General features: G+C 39.2%; 17 protein-coding genes. 2 read left to right on the forward strand and 15 right to left on the reverse strand.

Going from position 1 to position 23070, the window contains the following annotated elements; genetic code table 11:
- Nucleotides 1–64: 64 nt before the first annotated feature.
- The 15 genes from I6E72_RS08655 to I6E72_RS08725 all read right to left on the reverse strand — a co-directional run bounded on the left by I6E72_RS08655 (nucleotide 65) and on the right by I6E72_RS08725 (nucleotide 18974).
- Nucleotides 65–4153 carry a hypothetical protein gene (locus tag I6E72_RS08655; protein WP_197111899.1) on the reverse strand — a complete coding sequence of 1363 codons (4089 nt, stop codon included), beginning with the start codon at nucleotides 4151–4153 and terminating at the stop codon, nucleotides 65–67.
- A 284-nt stretch (nucleotides 4154–4437) separates the two neighbouring features.
- Complete coding sequence (locus I6E72_RS08660) at nucleotides 4438–5772, reverse strand: tetratricopeptide repeat protein (RefSeq protein WP_197111947.1); 1335 nt, start codon at nucleotides 5770–5772, stop codon at nucleotides 4438–4440.
- Nucleotides 5773–5841: 69 nt separating this feature from the next.
- Nucleotides 5842–6447 (reverse strand): energy transducer TonB, encoded by a 606-nt coding sequence (locus tag I6E72_RS08665; RefSeq protein ID WP_024591041.1) that lies wholly within the window; start codon nucleotides 6445–6447, stop codon nucleotides 5842–5844.
- A gap of 9 nt (nucleotides 6448–6456) precedes the next feature.
- On the reverse strand, nucleotides 6457–6867 hold the full coding sequence (locus I6E72_RS08670) for an ExbD/TolR family protein (protein WP_024591042.1): 411 nt from the start codon (nucleotides 6865–6867) through the stop codon (nucleotides 6457–6459).
- 52 nt (nucleotides 6868–6919) lie between these two features.
- Nucleotides 6920–7447 carry a MotA/TolQ/ExbB proton channel family protein gene (locus tag I6E72_RS08675; RefSeq protein ID WP_197111901.1) on the reverse strand — a complete coding sequence of 176 codons (528 nt, stop codon included), beginning with the start codon at nucleotides 7445–7447 and terminating at the stop codon, nucleotides 6920–6922.
- A 3-nt stretch (nucleotides 7448–7450) separates the two neighbouring features.
- Nucleotides 7451–8830: a MotA/TolQ/ExbB proton channel family protein gene (locus I6E72_RS08680; RefSeq protein WP_197111903.1), complete on the reverse strand. Its 1380-nt coding sequence runs from the start codon at nucleotides 8828–8830 to the stop codon at nucleotides 7451–7453.
- Between the two features lie 10 nt (nucleotides 8831–8840).
- On the reverse strand, nucleotides 8841–9593 hold the full coding sequence (locus I6E72_RS08685) for a DUF3450 domain-containing protein (RefSeq protein WP_197111905.1): 753 nt from the start codon (nucleotides 9591–9593) through the stop codon (nucleotides 8841–8843).
- Nucleotides 9594–9833: 240 nt separating this feature from the next.
- Complete coding sequence (locus tag I6E72_RS08690; protein WP_165736058.1) at nucleotides 9834–10448, reverse strand: DsbA family protein; 615 nt, start codon at nucleotides 10446–10448, stop codon at nucleotides 9834–9836.
- 13 nt (nucleotides 10449–10461) lie between these two features.
- Nucleotides 10462–11544: a GGDEF domain-containing protein gene (locus I6E72_RS08695; RefSeq protein ID WP_197111906.1), complete on the reverse strand. Its 1083-nt coding sequence runs from the start codon at nucleotides 11542–11544 to the stop codon at nucleotides 10462–10464.
- A gap of 5 nt (nucleotides 11545–11549) precedes the next feature.
- Nucleotides 11550–13439, reverse strand: a complete 1890-nt coding sequence (locus I6E72_RS08700; RefSeq protein WP_024591048.1) for a methyl-accepting chemotaxis protein — start codon at nucleotides 13437–13439, stop codon at nucleotides 11550–11552.
- 257 nt (nucleotides 13440–13696) lie between these two features.
- Entirely contained in the window at nucleotides 13697–14953 is a 1257-nt protein-coding gene (locus I6E72_RS08705; RefSeq protein ID WP_007583255.1) for a sugar MFS transporter, read from the reverse strand.
- An 85-nt stretch (nucleotides 14954–15038) separates the two neighbouring features.
- A complete protein-coding gene (locus tag I6E72_RS08710) occupies nucleotides 15039–15932 on the reverse strand; it encodes a substrate-binding periplasmic protein (protein ID WP_197111908.1) in 894 nt (297 codons plus the stop codon).
- A 78-nt stretch (nucleotides 15933–16010) separates the two neighbouring features.
- Nucleotides 16011–16523, reverse strand: a complete 513-nt coding sequence (locus I6E72_RS08715) for an RNA methyltransferase (protein ID WP_197111910.1) — start codon at nucleotides 16521–16523, stop codon at nucleotides 16011–16013.
- Complete coding sequence (locus I6E72_RS08720; RefSeq protein ID WP_024598160.1) at nucleotides 16523–17035, reverse strand: YcgN family cysteine cluster protein; 513 nt, start codon at nucleotides 17033–17035, stop codon at nucleotides 16523–16525. The genes I6E72_RS08715 and I6E72_RS08720 overlap by 1 nt, the downstream gene beginning before the upstream one ends.
- Before the next feature lie 97 nt (nucleotides 17036–17132).
- Nucleotides 17133–18974, reverse strand: coding sequence for a DUF885 domain-containing protein (locus I6E72_RS08725; protein WP_197111912.1), 1842 nt, complete (start codon nucleotides 18972–18974; stop codon nucleotides 17133–17135).
- 154 nt (nucleotides 18975–19128) lie between these two features.
- Between I6E72_RS08725 and I6E72_RS08730 the strand changes: the two genes are divergently transcribed.
- Together I6E72_RS08730 and I6E72_RS08735 are read left to right on the forward strand one after the other, a co-directional pair.
- Nucleotides 19129–20406, forward strand: coding sequence for a Xaa-Pro dipeptidase (locus tag I6E72_RS08730; RefSeq protein WP_197111913.1), 1278 nt, complete (start codon nucleotides 19129–19131; stop codon nucleotides 20404–20406).
- Nucleotides 20407–20624: 218 nt separating this feature from the next.
- Nucleotides 20625–23045: a TonB-dependent receptor gene (locus I6E72_RS08735; protein ID WP_197111915.1), complete on the forward strand. Its 2421-nt coding sequence runs from the start codon at nucleotides 20625–20627 to the stop codon at nucleotides 23043–23045.
- Nucleotides 23046–23070: the final 25 nt, after the last annotated feature.

Raw genomic sequence — 23070 nt, forward strand, 5'->3', positions numbered from 1 at the left:
TTTTATACTCCGAAACAAAACAAGACATTAGCCGAGCTTTCGCTCGGCTATAATGTGGTTTGGGTTAAAGGCCTACTTTTACCCAACCTGCTGTCCAGTCTGTTTGTGCATCCATCGCACCAATGTAATCTACAGAATCAAAGTAACTATCTAAGCTTGATGAATCAAAGCCATTACCGAGTAATAACGACTCAGCAGTTGGCATATAGCCATTATCTGCTAGCCCAAGGTCAGCGGCTACTTGAACTGAATTGCCTGTTTGTCCTAAGAACCAAGATTCAACATTACCTGTACCAATTGCTTGCGTACCAAAGTTGTTAGCGGTTTCACACGCAACGATTGAGTGAGTAACAGTTAATGTACCGTCCTCTGCTCGCGGCGCTGAATCAGAGCCTACTCGTAAACAGTTTGAATAGTCTGCCCCGCCTGTCACCACTACGTTTTTAAGCATACCCGCAGTACCTGCACGTAAGCGGATACCATTTACACCCACATTACCAATAATTGTTACATTAGAGATAGTTGGCATTGTTAGTGGCGTTGCACTTGAATCAAACTCAGAGTTATCAGCTTCAATTGCATTGTCGCCCTCAGAGTCTGATTGTTTAATCAGTACATATTGCGCTTTACCCGTCCAACCGAATGACCAATCAAGTGAATCATCGCCTATGCTTGTTAAAACAAGGTGACTAATATTTGCAGTACCACCAAAAAATTCAACACCATCGTCTAGATTTTCATGAACGTGAATGTAATCTAGTTCAGTCTGACGACCAACACCCGCAAGTGTAATACCGTTAAGTTCATCGCCATTACCCAGCGTTTTACCCGCTTGCTTAACTGCAACATACTTTAGCGTACCTGAATTATCTTCAGGGTCATTACCACCGAACTGGCCTGCGTCACCTTCAGCAGACACACCACAGTTTGCAAGTTCATCTGCGGTAGCTTCACCTTGTTGGTCGCCACATGAGTTAGCAGGTGCATTACCCAATAATACTAAACCGCCCCATTGACCAATCGTAGTTTCGCCGCCCGTCATATCCTGGATTGACGTCATAGTAATTGGTTGATTTACACTGCCTACCGCTTCAATTTTAGAACCACGGCGAACAACTAAGAAGTCATCACCCGACTCACCAATTAACGTTGTACCAAACTGAACATAAAGTGTTGTGTTGTCAGCCCGGTCATTACCAACGGCTGTACGTCCTTTTAAAATCCAATGCGCATCGTTAGTCAGTGTTACATCAGATGTAAATACAACATCAGAGGTTAATTGATATACAGGTTTGTCTGTAATTGTAGGGAAGCTAGCAGAAACATCTGTTGCAAGTCCTTGTGCTAATGCATTAGCTATATCGTCAGGAAAGCTTGGTGTAATAGCAACTGTCCAACCATCCATCCAATTATTATCGCCATCGAATGCGCCGATGTAATCTGTTTTGGTAAAGAACGAGTCAAGCTCAGATGAATCCCCACCAGCACCTAATAAAGGTGAACCCGATTTTGGTGTAAAGCCGTCTGTCGCTAAATTAAGTGCTGAAGCCGTAAGCGTTAAGTTACCCGTTTGACCTTCAAACCAAGACTGCACATTGCCACTACCAATTGCTTGTGAACCAAAGTTATTATCTTCACTACATGCAACAGCTGAGTTTTCGATAGACAACTCACCCGATTCTGCATTAGCAGCAGAGTCTGAGCCTACACGTAAACAGTTTGAGTAACCTTCAGGGCCCGTTATAACAACATTTCGTAGAACGCCCGCTGTACCTGCACGTAAACGAACACCGTTAGTACCATCAGCACCTACAATTGTTACGTTAGAAATAAGCGGTTTAGTCAATGGTGTCGCATTTGAATCGAATTCTGAGTTATCAGCTTCTATTGCGTTATCACCCTCAACTGAACTTTGTTGAATATAGATATTTTGTGCACGACCCGACCAACCAAATGACCAATCGAATGCATCGTCGCCAATATCAGTTAGTACAATGTTACGAACATTAACTGTGCCACCAAAAAACTCAACACCATCATCTAGGTTTTGGTGAATTTGAATGTATTCAACTTTCGTTTGTGAACCAACACCTGCAAATGAGATACCGTTAAGTTCATCGCCATTACCCAGCGTTTTACCTGCATGTTTAACAACAATATAACGAAGAACACCTGAGTTATCATCGATAATATCACCACCAAACTGACCAGCGTCACCTTCAGCTGATACACCACAGTTAGCTAATTCTTCAGCTGTCGTTTCACCGGTTTGATCGCCACACGAGTTAGCAGGTGCATTACCTAATAATACTAAGCCGCCCCATTGACCAATCGTTGTTTCAGCACCTGTTACATCTTGAATAGATGTCATAGTGATTGGCGCAGTTGCATTACCATTGGCATTAATTTGTGAACCACGACGTACAACTAAAAAGTCATCACCTGTTTCACCAATTAGCGTTGTACCCGCTTGAACATATAATATAGTTGCATCTGCACGGTCATTACCAACTGCAGTACGACCATTTAAAATCCAATGTGCATCGTTAGTAAGCGTTACATCTGCTGTGAACGTTGTATCTTCAGTTAAACGGTATACTGGTTTATCTGTAATTGCTGGAAATTCACTAGAAACATCTAATGCTAAGCCTTGTGCGAGCGCGTTATCAATATCAGTAGGGAAGCCGCCATTAATACCGACAGTCCAACCTTCCATCCAGTTAGTTGATCCATCAAAAGCACCAATTTGACCATTTGCGATAAGCGGTGAACCAGCAAGTGGCGTGTAACCGTCATCAGCAAGCATAAGCTCTACCGGCGTAAGTACTTGGTTACCATCTTGTCCTTCAAACCAAGATTGTACATCGCCACCGTTAATTACTTCACTACCAAAATTATTTGCCGTTGTTTGACACGCCACAATAGAGTTTACAATCGTTAGTGTGCCATCTTCAGCGCGAGGAACTGAATCAGACCCTACACGTAAACAGTTTTCGTAAGTAGCAGGACCCGTTACAAATACATTTTTAAGAGCGCCCGCAGTACCAGCGCGTAGACGAATACCATTATTACTTTCTGCACCGACGATTGTTACGTTAGATATAGTAGGCAGTGTTAATGGCGTGGCGCTTGAATCAAACTCAGAGTTATCCGCTTCAATAGCGTTATCGCCTACGTTAGCAGCTTGTTGAATGTAAACATTAGTAGCCGAACCCGTCCAACCAAAAGACCAATCTAGTGAATCATCACCAATGTTAGTCAGCACTACATTACTTACATTAACCGTACCACCAAAAAACTCGATACCGTCATCCAGGTTTTCATGAACCTGGATATAATCAACCGTAGTTGCAGAGCCAACACCGGCAAATGTAATACCATTTAACTCATCACCATTACCAAGCGTTTTACCTGCTTGCTTAACAAGTACATATTTTAGAGTACCTGAATTATCATCACTAATATTTCCACCGAATTGACCTGCATCACCTTCAGCTGACACACCACAGTTAGCAAGTTCGTCTGCTGTTGCTTCACCTTGTTGGTCTCCACATGAATTTGCAGGTGCATTACCAAGTAATACCAAACCACCCCATTGGCCAATTGCTGTCTCGCTACCCGTAACATCTTGAATTGATGTCATCGTAATAGGCTGGCTTGCAGTGCCTACTGATTCAATTTGTGAACCTCGACGCACAACTAAAAAGTCATCACCTGACTCACCAATAATCGTTGTACCTTGCTGAACATAAAGCGTTGTACTATCTGCGCGGTCATTACCCACAGCAGTACGACCACTCACAATCCAATGTGCATCATTAGTTAATGAAACATCAGCAATCAATGTTGTATCAGCACTTAAGCGATACACTGGTTTATCTGTTATTGCTGGAAATTCACTTGAGACATCCGTTGCTAAGCCTTGAACAAGTGCATTGTCGATATCAGCAGGAAAACCCGTAGTTCCATTTTGAGAATCATCACGCGATGATGTTTCATCTACTGTATCACTGCCACCTTCAACAACATTAGTAACTGTGTCGCCTTCATTTATTGTTGTGTCGCCTTCAGATACAACTAAGTCACCACCACAACCCGCTAATGATATTGCAGTTGCAATCAAACTAACTTTAAATAAGTCAGATAATTTCATTGTTCACTCCGTTAAAGTATTTAATTATTTTGTTAAGTGCTTTAAATAAACTCAAGTCACCTTAAAACATTAAGTAATGCTTTAAGGTCACTTGAGTTATCAGCAGCGCCTACCTTACGGTAGCTATATGACATTACAGTTACACTTTAATAAACATAAGATGACAAAGTTATTTACATAAAATTCAAGTAGTTAATTTATTAAAAACATAAAAAAACCACACTAAAAATAGTGTGGTTTGGATTTGCGATTATGAAATTATATTTAAACGTTATTACTAAAGCTTAAAGCAGTGCCGTTCTTAATGTTTCTGCATGCACTTTCTCGCGCTTTACATATTTAATCCATTGTTGTGCTAAACGCTGTGATTTTTTGTGTTTTTCTGCCTGTTCAAACGCTAAAATAGAGGCATCAAAATTTTGTAAGTTGTACTGAGCCATACCCAAGGCAACAAATGCATTTGATTCAAAATCAAGTGAGCCTTTATCAAGTGCTTTACGCGCTGCGTCGGCCGCTTCCTCGTATTGCTCAGTGTTAACATACACTTCAGCTAAGCGTTGGTCATACTTACCACTGGATGATAAATCAGCTGCTTTTACAAAGTATTCTATTGATTTTTCGTCTTCTTTTGCTTGGATCATCGCCTCAGCTATAAAGGCATAGTTTTTAGCGTTTTGCTCTGCGACACCTTCTTTAATCGCTTTACTCATTACAACGCCTGCTTTGTAAGCCAAACCGTTATATAAATACACTTGCGCTAATTGGCGTAGATCAGATTTAGATGTTAAAAAACCTTGCTGGTAAGCCGCCTCAATAATTGCTAGCTGCTTTTTTTCTTGCCCAGTTTCGCCATACATACCCGATAATTGTACCCAGTACTCAGGTTTTTTATAGAGCTTTACCATGCGCTCAAGTACTTCAACAACTTTGTCAGTTTGATTAAGTGAGTAGTACATGGCACGCTGTAGTACTAACCAGTTTTCCTTAGGGGTTTTACCTTCGCTATCACTTAAGGAGATAACTTGGGAGATATACTCAAGCCCTTTTTTATAATCCTTTAACTGATAGTATGTTTGAGCCCTTAGCAAGTAATAGCCTTCTGTTTTAGGCTTAGTGTTAATACTGTCCCAGTCATCTAAAAATGCGATAACTTTAGTGTAATCACTATTAGCCATAGCTAGTTGCGCTAAACTAAAGGTAGTACTTAAACGAAGCGACTCGGGAATGGCCTCCTCTGCTACGACCTTTTCAAACGAAGCTATCGCTTTTGGTAAATCGTTTTCGTTGTAATAAATAAACCCATAAAAATTATGCATCATCGCAATTTCGTACGAGTTCATGCTTGAAGCTCGCTCTTGAATGCTATCAAGCGCTTCAAGGCCTGCTTTAACATCGCCATCATCAGCGAGTTTTTGTGCGCGTGCGAGTTGGCTGTAGACCTTTTCGCGAAGCGCTGGTACACGTTTTGTTTTTTGCTCTTGCTCTTGCTCTGCATATGCCGTAGCTACATTTAGCCCTGGTATCAGGCTTAGAGCACTTGGTGCAACAATACTTGTACTGATCGCAGCGGTACAAAATAGTGTTAATTTTAAAAATTTAGCTGTAGGGCTTAATTTCATAACAGATTTAATAAATAGTTTCATAATCGCCTCGCATTTCTGTCCGTTTACTCGTGGTTAATTACTAAATTAACCGCTAATTTGGAAAGATATTTTGTTCTGAACACCCGCAACTTCAACGGCTTCACCATTTACTACGCGCGGTTTATATTTAAATTTAAGGGCTGCATCCATCGCCGCTCTATCAAAGAGAGACTCAGGCTCTGCTTTAATCACTTGTGGGTCTCGCACCGTACCTTGCTTAGTTACTGTAAATTCAACAATAACGTAGCCTTCAATGCCACGTGATAATGCGCGACGAGGATAAACAGGCGCCACTTTAACAATAGGTAAATACTCACCATCACTTGTTTCAAGCGCTAAACCACCGGCTAAATTTACATCTGCATCCACATTGGCGCCAAAGTCGAAGTTATTAGCGTTCGCAGTCGCGTCGCTATTTTGCATTTGCGGCGATTCCATTGGCGGAGGTGGCTCTTTAGGCGTTGGTGGTTTTTGTGGTTTGCGTTCTTTTTTTTGCACGCTTTCTTCTTTTTTAAGCCTGACAAAATCAAGTACGTTACCCTTGGCGGGTTCACTCATTACACCTTCGCCACCAGTAATAAGTGCCTGCATGCCTAAAAACAACATAAAGGTCACTACACCGGCTATAACTAATGCTACTAAATAACGCATTGCCTGCCCTTATGCTTCTTGAGCCGCAATCGACACATCAAACACACCTGCTGCGCGTGCTGCATCCATTACTTTTATTAAAGTATCGGTTGTTGATTTTTTATCAGCTTGAATAACAACACTACCTTGCGGGTTTTCAGCTTTTAAACGCTCAATATTGGCTTGCACTGCGCGTATGTCAATTTGACGTTTGTTAATCCAAATTTCACCCGTGTCAGAAATCGCCACTAATATGTTTGCACGTTCTTTTTTAACAGCTGTTGCTGCTTCAGGGCGGTTTACGTCAATACCCGATTCTTTTACAAACGACGCTGTAACAATAAAGAAAATAAGCATGATAAATACAACATCTAACATAGGTGTCATGTTTATTTCTTCAGCTTCGTCTTCTTGCATTAAATTACCTAAAGGGGCTCTCATTTTTATTCTCCTAAAATAAGCGGCTTTATAGTCACTGCTTATTAAAAATTATTTAATGGTCTAACACCATATTGTCTTGTAGAAGCTCTACTTCGCGCTTTGCTTTGCGTTGTAAGTACGTTGAGGCAAATACACCCGATAACGCACCTACCATACCCGCCATTGTTGGAATAGTTGCTTTGGATACACCCGATGCCATTGAGCGCGCACTCCCTGTGCCTGTAATTGCCATCACATCAAATACTTCAATCATTCCTGTTACTGTGCCTAATAAACCAAGCAACGGACATAACGCCACCATCACATTAATAAGCGGTAAGTTAGCATTAAGACGCATACTTGCTCGCGAAATCATTGCTTGGCGTATTTGCTCAGCATTCCAGCTATTACGTTCACTTCGCGCAGTCCATGTGCCCTTAACATTTTTTTTATAACCACGAAAACCATTAAAAAAATAAATAAATCGCTCGAGTATCAATAACCACATCGCGAAGATTAACACCCCAATGACCAAGAGAACTTGGCCACCAGTGTCGAGAAAATCACGGATAGCATTGATTGAGTCAATCAATAGCACCATGGCTTATTCTCCTTTCTCACTTCGCTCTGCAATAATACCGGCGCTTTGCTCTTGTAATATAAGCAGTAAACCTTTTGAGCGAGTATTAAGTAGCGTGTAAATAAATACGGTTGGTATTGCAACAACTAAGCCTAATACGGTTGTTACTAGTGCTTGAGAAATACCACCAGCCATTAGTTTAGGGTCGCCAGTACCAAATAGTGTAATTGCTTGGAAGGTATTGATCATACCGGTTACCGTACCAAGTAAACCTAATAGCGGTGCAACTACCGATATAATTTTGATAAGTGTTAAGTTACGCGTTATTTTTGGCATTTCGCGTAAAATAGCTTCGCTTAATTTAAGCTCTAACGTGTCGTAGGCAACATTTGGGTAGTCATCTTTAACTTTCATAACACGACCTAGTGGATTGTCATCTCTCGCTACGCTGTCTTTTAGCTGGCGGCGAATTTTCCCACCAACAAGTAATAGCGATACAAAACGCTCAATTGCAATTAATAATGCAAGTAAACCTACACCTAAGATTACGTAACCAACAGCGCCACCTTGATGTACTTGCTCTGCAGTATCTGGGGCTTGAACGAGTAAACCTAAAATTGAACCACCTGTTGGGTCAAGTGCAAACTGCACAACACCTGTCTTAGCTTCTTGTAAATCGCCCGCTGTTGATGTGTAGCGCGATACTGGTTGGCGAGTTAGTTCGCTTAGTGTATTCGTACCTGGGTTGTATTCTAAATATTTACCGCCCGATATAAGGTTAAAAGCACCTACGCGAACAACTTCTTGCTGTGCTTTATTACCACCTTCGACTATAACCGTAGTATTAAAGCGACTTACTTTGCCTTGCTCGGTCATTTCGCGTTGCAGCTCATACCACACTTTTTCAATATCGTCGATTGAGGCAAGCTTTGATGTTGAGCCCATTTTTTGAGCGAGATCGTCCATAAAAGCACTTCGCCCCGGAATTTCTGCCGATACAACCGATGTTGCAAATTTATTGCTTGAATCACCAGCAACTTGCTGAAGAACGCCATATAGTTCTTTAAGTGATCCCATACGCTTTGATAAAGTATCGGTTAAATTAGCAAGCTTAATTTCGTTTTCTTCAAACTGTGTTTCTAATCGCTCTGATTCACCAAGCATTTGACTGCGTTTTGCTTGTGTATCTTTTAGCATTTGCACTTGTTCGTTTTGACGCGAGGTAAATTCTTGCTCTCGTTGCTTGTTTTGTGCGCTTTGAACCGATTTCCCGTCTTCAATTGATTTAAGTAACGAGTCAAGATCCATTGACTCTGCCGCGATACTATTACCTGTAAAACCTAGGCTTAGTGTAAGGCTTGCAGCAAAAAGAGCCGTTTTTGTCATTTGAGTAAACAATTTCATTTTTAACCTCTTATTCTGCTGCGTGTACTGGCAGAGTTAACATATCTGGGGCAAGTTGCTTACGCGCTATGCGAAGACCTTTATTAATTTGGCTTATAGTAGAGTCAGGAAGTGCCGCAAACGTTTTAGTGTTTGTATCCCAGCTGCCTGCTTGCTTACCATCTCGCGTTAAATAAATAAGCTCTAAACGACCAATGCGTAAAAAGTCTACTTCACGCTCTTTACCACTTACTTCTAATAGAGCGGTATATGCTTCAATGGTACGCCCGTAATCAACTTCCACTTGATAAGCTTCTAACACACGACGAAATTTTTCACTTGAAGTGATATCAGCGCGATCCATCATGGTTTTTAATGAGGCTAAACGTTTTGCTCGCTCGTCTTGTAAAAATGGCACATCGAGTGATACAAACTGCTCAAGGCCTGTAATCATACGCATCATTAAAGGTGTAATTTGACGTTCAATAATAGAAACCTGATCCATCGATAGGTTTAAAGATTCCATCTCTTCTATTTGATTATTTAACTGTTTAGTTAGCTGAGCGTTGTAAACAGCTAAACCGTCAATTTCTTTATTGAGGGTTTTAAATTGCTGTAAACGTCCTTGCATTGAATCTGCAATCTTGTCTATTTTTGTTTGTGATTGCGCAGCTGATTTATTAATTTCACTGCTTTTATCAATAACCTTATCTAAATCGTTTGCGTGTACTGCTGCACTTGCGGCCACAATACCAGCTAAGATTAATGGTTTAACGCCTTTCATCGCATACACCTTTACTCGTTAGTTAGCGGATTTGCTAGTTTGTTTTTTAGGTCATAAACTTTGTTATATAAATAATTTATGACTTAATAATTTCAATGAGCAGGAGTTTATAGATGAAACATGACAAGGATGTTGCGCAAAAAAGTCGCTTTTATGACAGTGGTAATAATTAAGACTTACGAGGGGGTTTTTAAGATGATAAGAGCATTTGTTAACCAAATGCCCTATAAACAGGCTGGGTTATTTTAAAATTGAATTAATTTGATTAAGAGAATAGTGCCAATCAGTGTAATTTATTTCAATTGGGTATGCTTTATTACCTTTAATAAGCACTAGTGAGGGAAAACCTTGGATTGGTAGTGTACGAACAAAGGATAACTCAGCATTAAATTCATCATTAAGCTCGCTTGACGTTAGCTGCGCGGTAAACTCATTTTTATCTAAGCCAATTTTTTCAGCCAAACTAATTAATGTACTTTCATCTGACGGGTTTTGCGCATTTAGGTAATAAGCATTTTGAATTGCAGCCACCATTTGAGCTTCTTTATCCGCTTTACGCGCTATAAGTGCGGCTCTACATGCGTGATACGTTGAACGCCTTGGCTGGCAATTACGCCAAAAGTTATAATTAAATTGCGTACCTAACTGCGCTGAAATTTTATGCCAAGTACGCTCAAGCATCTCTTTCATATTTTGTGGCATTGGGTCTTGGCTATCAGGTGCTAATCCACCTACTTTATATTCAATTGCTACTTTACCAGCAAGCTCTGATTTTAGCTTAAGCCAGGTTGGTGAGTAACCCCAACACCAACTACACATTGGGTCATGAACATATATTAATTTACTTTGAGACATATTAATCCTTCAACTAGTTCGAGACGACACTATTACGACCAGCAGCCTTTGCACTATAAAGAGCTTCATCAGCTTGTTTTAACGAATCATCATAATCAGTTACTTTATTTACTTGGGAAATACCAATGCTACAGGTGATTGAAATACGCTGCTTGTCATCAGTAAATATAACGTGCCCTGCAACAGCCTCTCGAAATTTGTTTGCTATTACAGTGGCTGTAGAAATAGTAACCTGCGGTAAAATAACAACAAACTCCTCACCGCCATAACGAGCCTTTAACGCAGTTGCCAAAAACTGAGATTCAAGGAGCTTGGTAAATTCGATCAATACCGTATCACCAAAATCGTGACCATGCGTATCGTTTAAAGATTTGAAGTTATCTAAATCAATTAACAAAATTGAAAAAGGTAAGTACTGCTCTGGGCGTGTTTGGGCAAGCTTTAAAAAATGAGAGGTAATGAAACGTCTGTTTGCTATACCAGTAAGGGGGTCGGTATAAGCATCTTGTTTTTGCTCGAGCGTAATATCGGCAATAGCCAAGTGGCTTTTATGCCTAAAATACTCACCAATAAATGAGAATAAAAACACCATAGAAAAGGACGCTATAAATCGTGTTTTTTCTACATTGCCATAGCTAACTTGACCAAAATCAGGGCCGTATAAAATAACAATACAAGAAAACAGTAAAGTAAAACCTAACCAAGCACCTAATCTGACCCCTAAAGATGCAAACGTCACTACAGGATAAAACATTAGCCAATATAGCGCGGTGTTGTCTTTACCACCGGTATAAACAAGTGCAACAAACATCATGCACACAATGCTCATACTTATTAATGCCACTACTTGAAGATTACCCGTTCTTATAAAGTAGATAGAACAGCTTATATTTGTAATGTTAACGATAATTAATGAAGCAGTGAGTATCGGTGAGTAAACCTTATAATTCAAAAACACTAATACAGCAATCACCACAATTGATATCCCAATCATGGTAAATAAACAAAACGCTTTGCGTTGCATGTCTGAGCTATAAACACTGTCGATATTTATTAGACTGAGCCAGTTTGGTTTATTTACATTTTTTTTAGTCATTAATTTTATACTTTAAACTTTTGAACCATATTTTCTAAGGCACTAAACTGCTGTTTTAGTTTGGTACATTCGTTAAGTGTGTCATTTAAGTTAGCCTTGCCTTGTATAGAAAGCGCACTAATTGTTTGAATATCAGTATCTAATAACTTAACAACTTGGTTTTGCTCATCGGTTGCACTGGCCACAGAATGATTTGCATCGTTAATTTGCTTAATAGCTTGTATAACATGACTCATTAAATTGCCGACGGCATCTGCTTGTTGTACGCTTTTTTCACTGTCTTGAAGGCTTGTTTTCATAAGCTCTACAGCAAGGTTTGAGCCTTTTTGTAACTGGCTCACCGTGTCTTCAATTTCTTGCGTTGATTGTTGAGTGCGGTGTGCTAATTGGCGTACTTCATCTGCTACAACGGCAAAACCGCGTCCTGCCTCTCCTGCTCTAGCGGCTTCTATTGCTGCATTTAGCGCCAATAGATTAGTTTGCTCGCTTACACCTTTAATAACTTCAAGCACTTGCCCAATACTGGCTGTGTGCGTATTTAAACTGTTTATAGTTTGCTGAGCTTTCTCCATATTAGCTGAAAGCTGGTGGATGGTTGTAACACTGTGACTTAATGCTTCTTGGTTTTGTGTTGAGTGCTCATCTGCATTTTTAGCAAGCTGCGATGCACTCTCTGCATTATTTGAAATATCCATTGATGTAGCTGAAAACTGGTTAATAGCCGCTGCAACACTATCGGTTCGTTTACTTTGATCATCATACATAGACAGCGATGAATGTGTTTGTGATACCAAGCTCTCAATTGCTGTATCTAATTGCTCTGTGGACTCTTTTACTTGCTCTATTGAATGCTGAATTTTTTCGATGAAAATATTAAATGAATGGCTTAAGTCGCCAAACTCATCATCATTTTCAACGGTTAAGCGCCTTGTTAAATCGCCTTCGCCTTGTGCTATATCTTTAATGGCATCATTTAAGCGGTTCATAGGCTGCATTAAATAGCGTAATAAAAGCTGCATCATAATAATGATAGTAATGATCCCTATCACCATAAAAACAGCCGCAGTTTGGCCAAAGTTAGAAACGCTGACATACGCTTTATCTTTATCTATGACAACACCTAGGTACCAATCTACGTTTTCAATACCACTAATTTTTGTAAACGAGATAAGCTTAGACTCTCCGTTTATCTCGTATTGGGTAAACTCACTTTGCAAGGGCGTATTAGTACCAAAAATGTCTGATGTATTTTTTAAGTTTAACTTAGCATTAGGATGGCTTAACACTTGACCTTTGTTATCGAGTAAAAAACCATAACCGAGACCTAAAAAATCAATATCGTTAATAATTTTAGTCACGGTTTGCATATCAATATCAGCACCTGCAACGCCGCTAAACTGGCCATTTTGTAGCATGGGTACTACCGCTGAAATTGTAAGCTCGTTAGTTGTTACATCAATATAGGGAGTTGTAAAAGCGGTATTTGATTTGTTTTCGACTAATTTGTACCAAGGGCGAGAGGTCGCATCAAAATCAGCAGGTAAAACGACTGATTGATCGTTTAATATAAACGTGCCGCTGGATTTACCTATATACGTATTTTTAAAGCTTCCGGCAAGCTCTGCAGTATTTAATTGTGAAAGGGTGAGTGCTTTAGAATCATTAGCTTTATGGGTTTTAGCAATTGATATAACAATCGCCAACTTTGCATTTAACCAACTCGCTATATTTTGTGAAACAGATTCGGAATTTTGTTGTAATACTAGGCTTAACTGCTGCTCGGTTTGCTTGCGCATCGCAATGTAGTTATTAAAAGTAAATAACCCTAGCACCAAAACCAAAATTAAAGAGGCTGCAATAGTCACTTTGGAAGTAAATTTCAACGAGTTAAGCATATACATCCTTTTTATTATTTATCTTTATTATCCATACAGTTTTAGCAAAAATTTAGCTAAATGTCCTAATAAATAAGGCTTGTGACTAGGTTATTGTATAAAAATAAGGATAAAGGATTAAAAAACAAAAGGCTGTAGGGGATAACTGACTAATATTGAAATAAATTGTGACTCGTATTAATTACTTATGGAACGTTCCCATTAAATGTAGCTTTATAAGTGACTGAATACGTATTCAGTCACTCTTGTATAGTCTGTTATTTCCACTTATTTGCTAAGCGAACAACATTTAATCCATACCATGCAATAAATACATAACATAGCATTGGAACAAAAAAGCTTTGCTGTATATTTACTGTGTCAGCTATAAACCCTTGCAGTAATGGTACAAGTGCACCACCTACAATAGCTAAGCACAACCAACCAGAACCCTTACTGGTCAATGATCCTAGTCGCTCGATTGCAACTGAAAATATAGTCGGGAACATAATTGAGTTAAATAAACCAATTGCCAATACTGAATATAAAGCGACGTCACCTTGAGTAAAAATGGTGATCAGCAATAGCGCAATAATACTAAATGCATTAAATGCGATCGCCTTAGAAGGCGCTATTTTTTGTAATAATACAGAGCCAATAAAACGCCCTACCATTGCCCCGCCCCAGTAATAACTAATAAGTGCAGCCGCAGTATGCTCTTCAAGTCCTGCTATGTGCGCCTCACCAAAGTAGTTAACTAAAAAGCTGCCAATGGCAACCTCCCCACCTACATAACAAAATATAGCAAGTACACCCATAGTTAAGTGCGGTGCTTGAGTTAATGAACGAGATTCTACTGCAGCATTATTTTCCTCTTTATGGGCTTCAATTTCTGGAAGCTTTATAAAGGCAAATATAATAGCGATAAGTAATAAGGCACCAGCGAGCATTAAATAAGGCACTTTTACAGACTCAGCAGTTGCTGCAGAAGCAGCTAGACTACCTGCTGTACCAAAAAATAATAAACCACCTACATAAGGCCCAACGGTAGTACCAAGCGCATTAAGTGCTTGTGCCAAATTTAAACGAGAAGAAGCTGTTTTTTCGCTCCCAAGAGCAGCAACATAAGGATTGGCAGAAACCTGAAGCACCGTTACACCAGCGGCAAGTACAAATAAAGCGCTCAAAAATAGCCAATATTCATGTACTACAACAGCAGGATAAAACAACATGCACCCAATTGAAGCTACAATTAAACCAGTTAAAATCCCTTTTTTATAACCAAACTGCTTAACTAAAATCCCCGCAGGGATAGAAACAATAAAATAAGCACCAAAAAAGCAAAACTGTACTAGCATCGCTTCAAAAAAGCTTAAATCAAATACGCCTTTTAATCGTGGTATTAGTACATCGTTTAAAACAGTAATAAAACCCCATAAAAAAAATAGGGTCGTCATTGCAGTCAGTGGAAACAGATAATTTTTATTTGGCTGTTCGTTGACCGCGAATGATTGATTTGTATTTATTTCACTCACGTCGTTTTCACTCCATTAACAAGTTGAAAACGATTCTACATGTTTATATATAAATTAGTCAGCGCAACAAAGGAACGTTCCAATTTTATGGCTTGCATTGAGTATTTGTCGTATTGATAATACGGTCTATCTCGCCACTATTATGAAACTGATAAAGCCCTTCATTTATGTCCTCTAAGACTAAAAGCCATTTAGGTGTAAGCTTACTAATAGCAAAATATAAAGGGTTGTATTGCAGAGGAATGCTTTCTTGCTCAATAGAAGAAAGCAAAGATTGTTTTTCAGGTTTAGTTAAAGAAGAATAAGTTACAGAGAATTTAAGAACTTGAGCGTCGCCTATAATCAAATCAACACGTTTAGCAACCAGAAGCTGAACAAGCTGTAAATCATCAACAGAGGTAATAACTTCAAACTCAGCATTGTCCATCATAGCATCAAACTCAGGCGTATTTTGATACCCACGAACAACACCAATCTTTTGCCCTTTAAGCGATTTTAAGTTTCCAGTGAAACGGTCTGTATCGCCTTTCCTTTTTAAAAATGCAATTTCGCCACCTTTAAATGAATTAGATAAACCGAGTAATTCTCGACGTGTTTTACCATTAACATAATCGGAGGGGGCTGTATCTTCTATAAAATATTCAGGCATTAATATATCAGCTTTGCCTAGTTCTACATTTCGTACAGCTCTTGCCCAAGGCAAAAATTCAATATATACGCTGTAGCCCTTACTATTTAATAGAGCAATTGAAAATTGATAAACCCAGCCTTTATTACATAAATTATTACCAATATAAGGAGGCCAATCGAGTGTGGCTAAATGGAGTGTTTGTTTGGGGTTTTTCGCTTCATAGAGCACTCCTGATTTGTGGTAATGTCCAGTTAAAACATGTTGAGTACCATTTTGATAATACTCAACTGATGTTTCAGCAAAACAATTACTACTTGTCAGTAATAATATAAAATAAAACCAGCGCATTTTAGTATCTATTTATGATTTATAATGTTTTTAAGTTTAGCCAAAACTAACATTTTTGCACAAATAAACCTTAACTAATCAGCTTTTTTGCCACCTCATTTTATTGTTTGTATCACGTGAGCTAATAATAGTATCGTCACTACTCTCAACGCCGCCTAATTTAGCTAAGCGATCATACAAAACAACATTACAGGTAGCCGCTAAGTTCATGCAGCCAATAGTTGGAATATATACCACTTCATCACACCACTTTAAAACGTCTTTTGATACAGAGCCATCTTCTGGGCCAAAAACATAAAACGCATTTTCAGGATGCTTAAACTCAGGTAAAGGTGTTGCACCTTCAATAAGCTCAATAACAACAACGGTTGCGCCCTCTGGTTTTACCGCTTCTAAACTATTAGTTTCAGTTAAAGGGATACGCTCAAGTGCGTTCTTAGTATCGGTATGAAACTTTTTAGCGTTTAAGTAACGATTACCGGTAAAAAACACTTGTTTGGCGTCATAACAGCCTGCTGCACGCAATACACCGCCAACATTTGTCGGGCTTTTAGGGTTAATTAAACCAATACTCGCTTTTAACTTATTCATTAATCAGCGTCCTTTGTTGGCCACTCTGCAATGTATAAATCAAAATCATCAAGCTTTACATCACAATCTTTTACTGTTTTGTCTTTTACAGAAATACCTAGCTCATGCATCTTTGTTTTATCGCCACTATTTAATAATGGGTGCCAAGAAGCCAAACCACGACCTTCATGTAAACGACGGTAACTGCAGCTTTGTGGCATAAAAAAGATGTCTTTAAGGTTTTCTTTTGTGAGTTTTACACAAGAAGGAACAAGCGTTTGGCGGTTTTCGTACTCGCTACAACCACAGGTGTTGTTATCAAGATACTGGCATACAATATTAGTAAATATTAATTGTTCACCTTCGCGTAACTGATCGGTAGCGGTAAATTCGTCTTCATCTTCGCTATCAATAAACGTATTTAAACAACATTTTCCGCACCCATCACAAATGGCTTCCCATTCGTTTTGACTCATGTCGCTTAAGCTTTTTTTAAGCCAAAATTGTGTATTTGCTAATTGTTGATCAAACATAGTTTACTCGTGCCCCCTAAAGAGCGCGCATTCTACCGTATTGCTGTAAATGGCGCAAAGCCAATACCCTTTCAAAGTACTGGCTTTACGCTACAAATTAGCTTTGAGATTTAACCCAACGCTTAATTTTTTCCTCTAAGATTGGCATTGGCAATGCGCCATCAATTAATATTTGCGTATGGAATGCTTTAATATCAAATTTATTACCGAGTTCTTTTTTAGAAAAATCACGTAATTCTTGAATTTTAAATTGCCCTAACTTGTAAGAAAGCGCTTGTCCTGGCCATGCAATATAGCGCTCAACCTCTGCAATTACATCGCTCTTTGCCATAGATGAGTTAGCAAGCATGTAGTCTATACCTTGTTGACGCGTCCACCCTTTCGCATGAAAACCAGTATCAAGCACTAAACGCATTGCGCGTAATTGCTCGTCTGATAAACGCCCGTACCACATATAAGGGTCGGTAAATAAGCCTAGCTCTTTGCCTAAGCTTTCTGCGTAAAGCGCCCAACCTTCTGCAAACACAGTGTAACCACCAAATTTACGAAAATCAGGTAAGCCTTCTATTTCTTGTTGAAGTGCTATTTGAAAGTGATGCCCTGGGGCTGCTTCATGAATCGATAAAGTTTCGAGTAAAAATTTAGGCTGCGCTTTTAAGTTATAAGCATTGATATAAAAAATACCAGGGCGAGAACCATCAGGTGCCGGAGATGCGTATGATGCACCTGCTGCCGACTGCGCTCGGTATGCTTCAACTGCTTTTACGACGTAAGGTGCTTTGGGTGCAATGTTAAAAAGCAGAGGCAAACGTGCGTCTATTTTTTTCTTAACGTTTTCATATGCCGCAATTAACTCCTCGGGCGTGTCGTAATAAAATTCATCTGAATCACGTAAATGGTCAAAAAATTCAGAGAGCTCACCTTTAAAGCCTACGGTTTCTTTTACTTTTTTCATTTCGCTTAAAATACGCGACACTTCACTTAATCCAATGTCATGAATTTCATCTGCAGATAAACTAAGCGTCGTGTTTTTCTTAATTTGGTATTCGTACCATGCTTTACCGTTTGGTAAGTCACTATAACCAACGCTTTCTCGACTATTTACAATATACTGATTAGCTAAAAAGTCACTCATGCTTTTATAAGCCGGTACTAAGTGCTGCGTAATCAATTGACGATACTGCGCTGTAATTTTTTGCTTTTGCTGTGCACTAAACGATTCTGGTAATTTTTTAATTGGTCCCCAAAACAGTGAGTCTTCAGCATTTTTAACTACATGAGCCGCAAATTGTGGCTGCAGTTTTTCAGCAAGTGGTTTTGGTAACGTAATACCTAGTTTAATACCTTGTGCCATTGAGCGCTCTACACTGGCAAGCCACTTTACAAAACCTTCGCTGCGCGACATAAAAGCCGTGTAATCTTCAACGCTATTAAACGGCTGAGCACTTTGACCTGAACCAAAACCTGCAAAGGTGTTATGCGCACCTGCCATTTGGTTAATTGGTAGTAAATAATCAGGAAACTGCATGCCTTCTAATTTAAGTGCAAGGTCGCGCTCTAATATTTCAAAACTTAAAAGCGATTGCCCTGTTAACTGTGCTTTATCTATAAAGTTTAAACGCTGTTGATATTTTTTATAAAAAGCCGCTTTTTTAGCTCTATTTTCTTTTGAAATCTCAGGTGTAAATTGATCGTTAAACTCGTTACGACCATTATACGTTGCGCTGATGGGGCTATATGTAAGCGATTCATCGTAATACTGTGCAACAAGTACATCGAGCTGTTGCTCTGCCGAAAGCTCTGAAACAATACCTGCCGATGCGTTAACGGTGTTTAGCTGCGCACTGGTATTAGTGTGTGTACTAAGCCCAGTATTCATACAGCCACTTAAAGCAAACATAACGCCACTGGCAACTAATGCTAATTTAATTGATTTCATGATAATCCTTTTTAATATCGTTTTTTGATTATGCGCATTAAACCGTGCTTAATAAAGTAATTACGATAGATTGCGTTCATCGTATTAAATTTGCACTTTTATCTGAGCTTGTTACATTTCTATTAATTCAAATATGACTTAAAAGAAAAATTAAATGAAAAAACAACTACTCAGCACCTCTATTGCCTTACTTTGCTTAACCACTTTTAATACCCATGCCGTAACATACCTATCGGCTAAAGCCATGGTTAATGTTGAAGATGGCAAACTCATTAAATCGCCCTTGATTACTATTGATGATGGCGTGATCACTAATATTGAACAAAATAAAAAACCAACGCTGGTTAAAGGTGATAAACATATTCAACTACCTGATTTAACCCTTATGCCAGGTTTAATGGATATGCATGTGCATTTAACAAGCGACCCGACGGTTCCACGCAGCGAACGTTTAGGCCAGTCAGTTCCGCGTATGGCGATTAAAGCCGCTTATTTTGCTAAAAAAACATTAGAAGCCGGATTTACAACAGTACGTAATGTTGGCGCTGAAGGTTACAGCGTTATAGCGGTACGTGACGGTATAAATGCGGGTGACATAGTTGGCCCTCGTATTTGGGCTGCGGGGCCATCACTTGGAATTACTGGTGGGCACTGTGATAACAACCGACTACCTCCTGAGCTTAAATACACTTCAAGCGGTGTTGCCGACGGTCCGTGGGCTGCCCGTATAAAAGTACGCGAAAACATTAAATACGGGGCAAACGCTATTAAGTTTTGTGCCACAGGTGGCGTATTTTCAAAAGGGACTAAAGTAGGTGCACAGCAGTATTCTTTTGAAGAAATGAAAGCCATTGTTGATGAATCCCATATGCGAGATTTACCAGTTGCAGCTCATGCACACGGTACAAGCGGGATTAAAACAGCCATTAAAGCAGGTGTTGATAGCGTAGAGCACGCCAGCTTTTTAGATGACGAAGCCATAGCCCTTGCCAAAGAGCATGGAACTTGGCTTTCTATGGATATTTATAACACCGAATACACTTTGACTTATGGCGAGCAAAATGGTGTTGACGAAGAAAATCTAAATAAAGAACGCCAAGTATCAAAAAGGCAACGTGATAGCTTTAGCCGTGCTGTAAAAGCGGGTGTGAAAATGGTCTTTGGAACGGATGCAGCAATTTACCCGCACGGAGATAATGCAAAACAGTTTAGCCGCATGGTTGAATTTGGCATGACAGAACTACAAGCCATTCAAGCATCCACTATTAATAGCGCTAAGTTATTAAAAATGGATACTCAGTTAGGACAAATTAAAACCGGATTTGCTGCTGATATAATTGCTGTAAAAGCAAACCCTCTTAAAAACATTAAAACCTTAGAGTCAGTACCCTTCGTAATGAAAGCAGGTGTTGTTTATAAAAACCAATTGTAAATACACGCTATTAAGGCTGAGCTTACTTAGTCTTAATAAACCCCTCACCCATCTCAAACATCCTAATAAAGGTACAACGTACCTTTATTAGGCTTGGTTTTGTTTATTAATTATCCGAACAGTTTTATTTAATCAAATAAAATGAACTTTCTATTCACTTTAAAAACAATAACCATTATCATTCGCGCAAATTCAATAACGCGAATAGTTATCACTCTATGAAAACGTTTAAGTACTCTCTTATTACTCTTGCTTGTTTAAATGCAAATATGGCATTTGCCCAAAATACACAAGTTGATGCTGATATTGAACGCATCAGCGTATACGAAAAACAAAACCGCGTGGTGATGAGCTCAGGTCTTGCTACTAAATCAGACATGTCTTTAATGGAAACACCTGCACCGGTTGTGATTATTGACCGTGAACTTATTGAATCTCAAGGTGTAGATAGCCTACAAGATTTAGTTAGAAACGTAAGTGGTTTAACACAAGCAGGTAATAACTACGGTATTGGTGATAACTTAGTAATTCGTGGTTTAGATGCAAACTACACCTACGATGGTATGTATGGTGGTGCAGGCCTGGGTAATACATTCAACCCAACTCGTTCACTTACAAATGTTGAATCTGTTGAGGTTTTAAAAGGCCCAGCAACAGGTTTATATGGCATTGGTAGTGCGGGTGGCGTAATTAACCTAATAGAGAAAAAGCCAGAGTTTGAAGAGAAACACAAAGTATCGGCTGAGCTTGGCCAGTGGGATAGCTATTCATTATCGTTTGATAGCACTAACGCTATAACAGATGACTTGGCCTATCGTGTAATGGCTAAAACAGCGTCAAGTGACGGCTTTCGCGATTTAAAAGAAGATCGCGACGAAATTTATACTTCGCTTAAATACGTGCTAAACGACAGACAAAACATCATGCTTTCTGCAGCATATATAAAAGATGAAATAGCGGTTGATTCTATTGGCCACCCTATTCGTATTTACAATGCAGAAACTGCAAATGGTTTAAGCGCGGGTGAAGTAACCGGTGCCGATTTAGTAAACGATCCGACAGGAAGCGGCGTACAGTTAAGTGATGCACAACGCGACCAACTTGCTAATTCGCTATCTTCATCTGATGGATTAACACCTTATAGCTTTGGCACAAATGGTATTATTTCACCAATGGCTGATGCTAACGAAGGTGAAGAACTGCGTTTTAAATTAACGCATAACTATTACATTACTGACGATTTGTTTTTAAACCAGCAGCTACAGTACCGTAACTACACATCAAGTTTTGCGCGCCAAACAGGTGCTTATAACTACGTTTACTCTACTCGTGATGGAATTATAAATAATGACCCACGTGCTCCGTTAGTTGAAGACGGTGTACTTTACCCGTATGCAGCACGCCGCCAAGAATACCGCCAAGTAGAAGCAGATGAAAAATCATGGCAGTACTTTTTAGATTTACGTTATGACTTTATGTTAGGCGACGTAGATAACGAATTACTTGTTAACGCAAACTACGAAGATAGAGATATTCGTTTTAAACAATTCTCAATATGGGATCAAGATTACGTACTCACAAACGATGCTGGTGATGTAACGTACCAAGGTTCATTGCCGTATATTTACGATATAAGAGAACCAAATTGGCCATCTGGCAACTTTGATGACTTCGATCCACTTAAAACCAGCGACTACAATAAAAAAGTACAAGCATGGGGCTTAGGCATTCAACATGTTGGTTATCTTACTGAAGAGCTTACAACGCGTATTGGTGTAGCATATAACCGCATTGAGCAAACTTACGAGCACTTTGGTGTAGATGAGCGCTATAGCTCAAGCCGCGCAGAGCCAACACCTGAAGCGAGTACATCAGATTCTGGCTTAACGTATAACCTAGGTGCAACGTATCAGCCATCTGAAGATTTATCTGTATTTGTAAATCATTCAAAAGGTCGTACAGCGTATAGTGTATTGGGATCTGTTGCGGGTAATGAAGCAGACAGAGAAGATTCTGAATCAATGAGTAACGATTTAGGTTTTAGATTTAAAGCGTTTGATGATCAACTACTAGCTTCTATTGTTATATTCGAAAGCTCTCGTACTAATTTAGAATACGCAAATCCGCTTTATGACGCTTTAACATCAGGCTCAAATGTACCTGAAAGCTATTATGATGGTAAAGAAGAAACAACAGGTATTGAACTTGATTTAAACGCTTACTTAAATGATAAATGGAAAGTAAACGTAAACGGTATTTATCAAGATGCACGTGACAAAAGCAATCCTAACAGCAGCAGTTACGACACACGCCAAAAAGGTGTGCCTTACGTAACAGCAAGCACGTGGGTAACTTATTACGCAGATATGTTTAACTTACCTGAAGCTGTAAATATAAGTGGTGGTATTACATTTGTAGATAACAGAAGTACTAATTCAAGTTCGTTCTCGATTCCTGATGGTTACGTACCAAGTTACACGACTTACGATACAGCGGTATCGTATACAACTGATAAATGGCATATGCAGTTAAACTTAAATAATTTGTTTAACAAAAAATATTACTCAAAAGCAATGTTTTTAGGTGGTATGCCAGGCGAAGAGCGTAATGCAAAACTAAGTTTTAGTTACACACTTTGATAGTTTAGATGATTAAAAAGCACGG

Source organism: Pseudoalteromonas sp. NSLLW24, assembly GCF_015864725.1.
GTDB classification, from domain to species: Bacteria; Pseudomonadota; Gammaproteobacteria; order Enterobacterales; family Alteromonadaceae; genus Pseudoalteromonas; species Pseudoalteromonas arctica.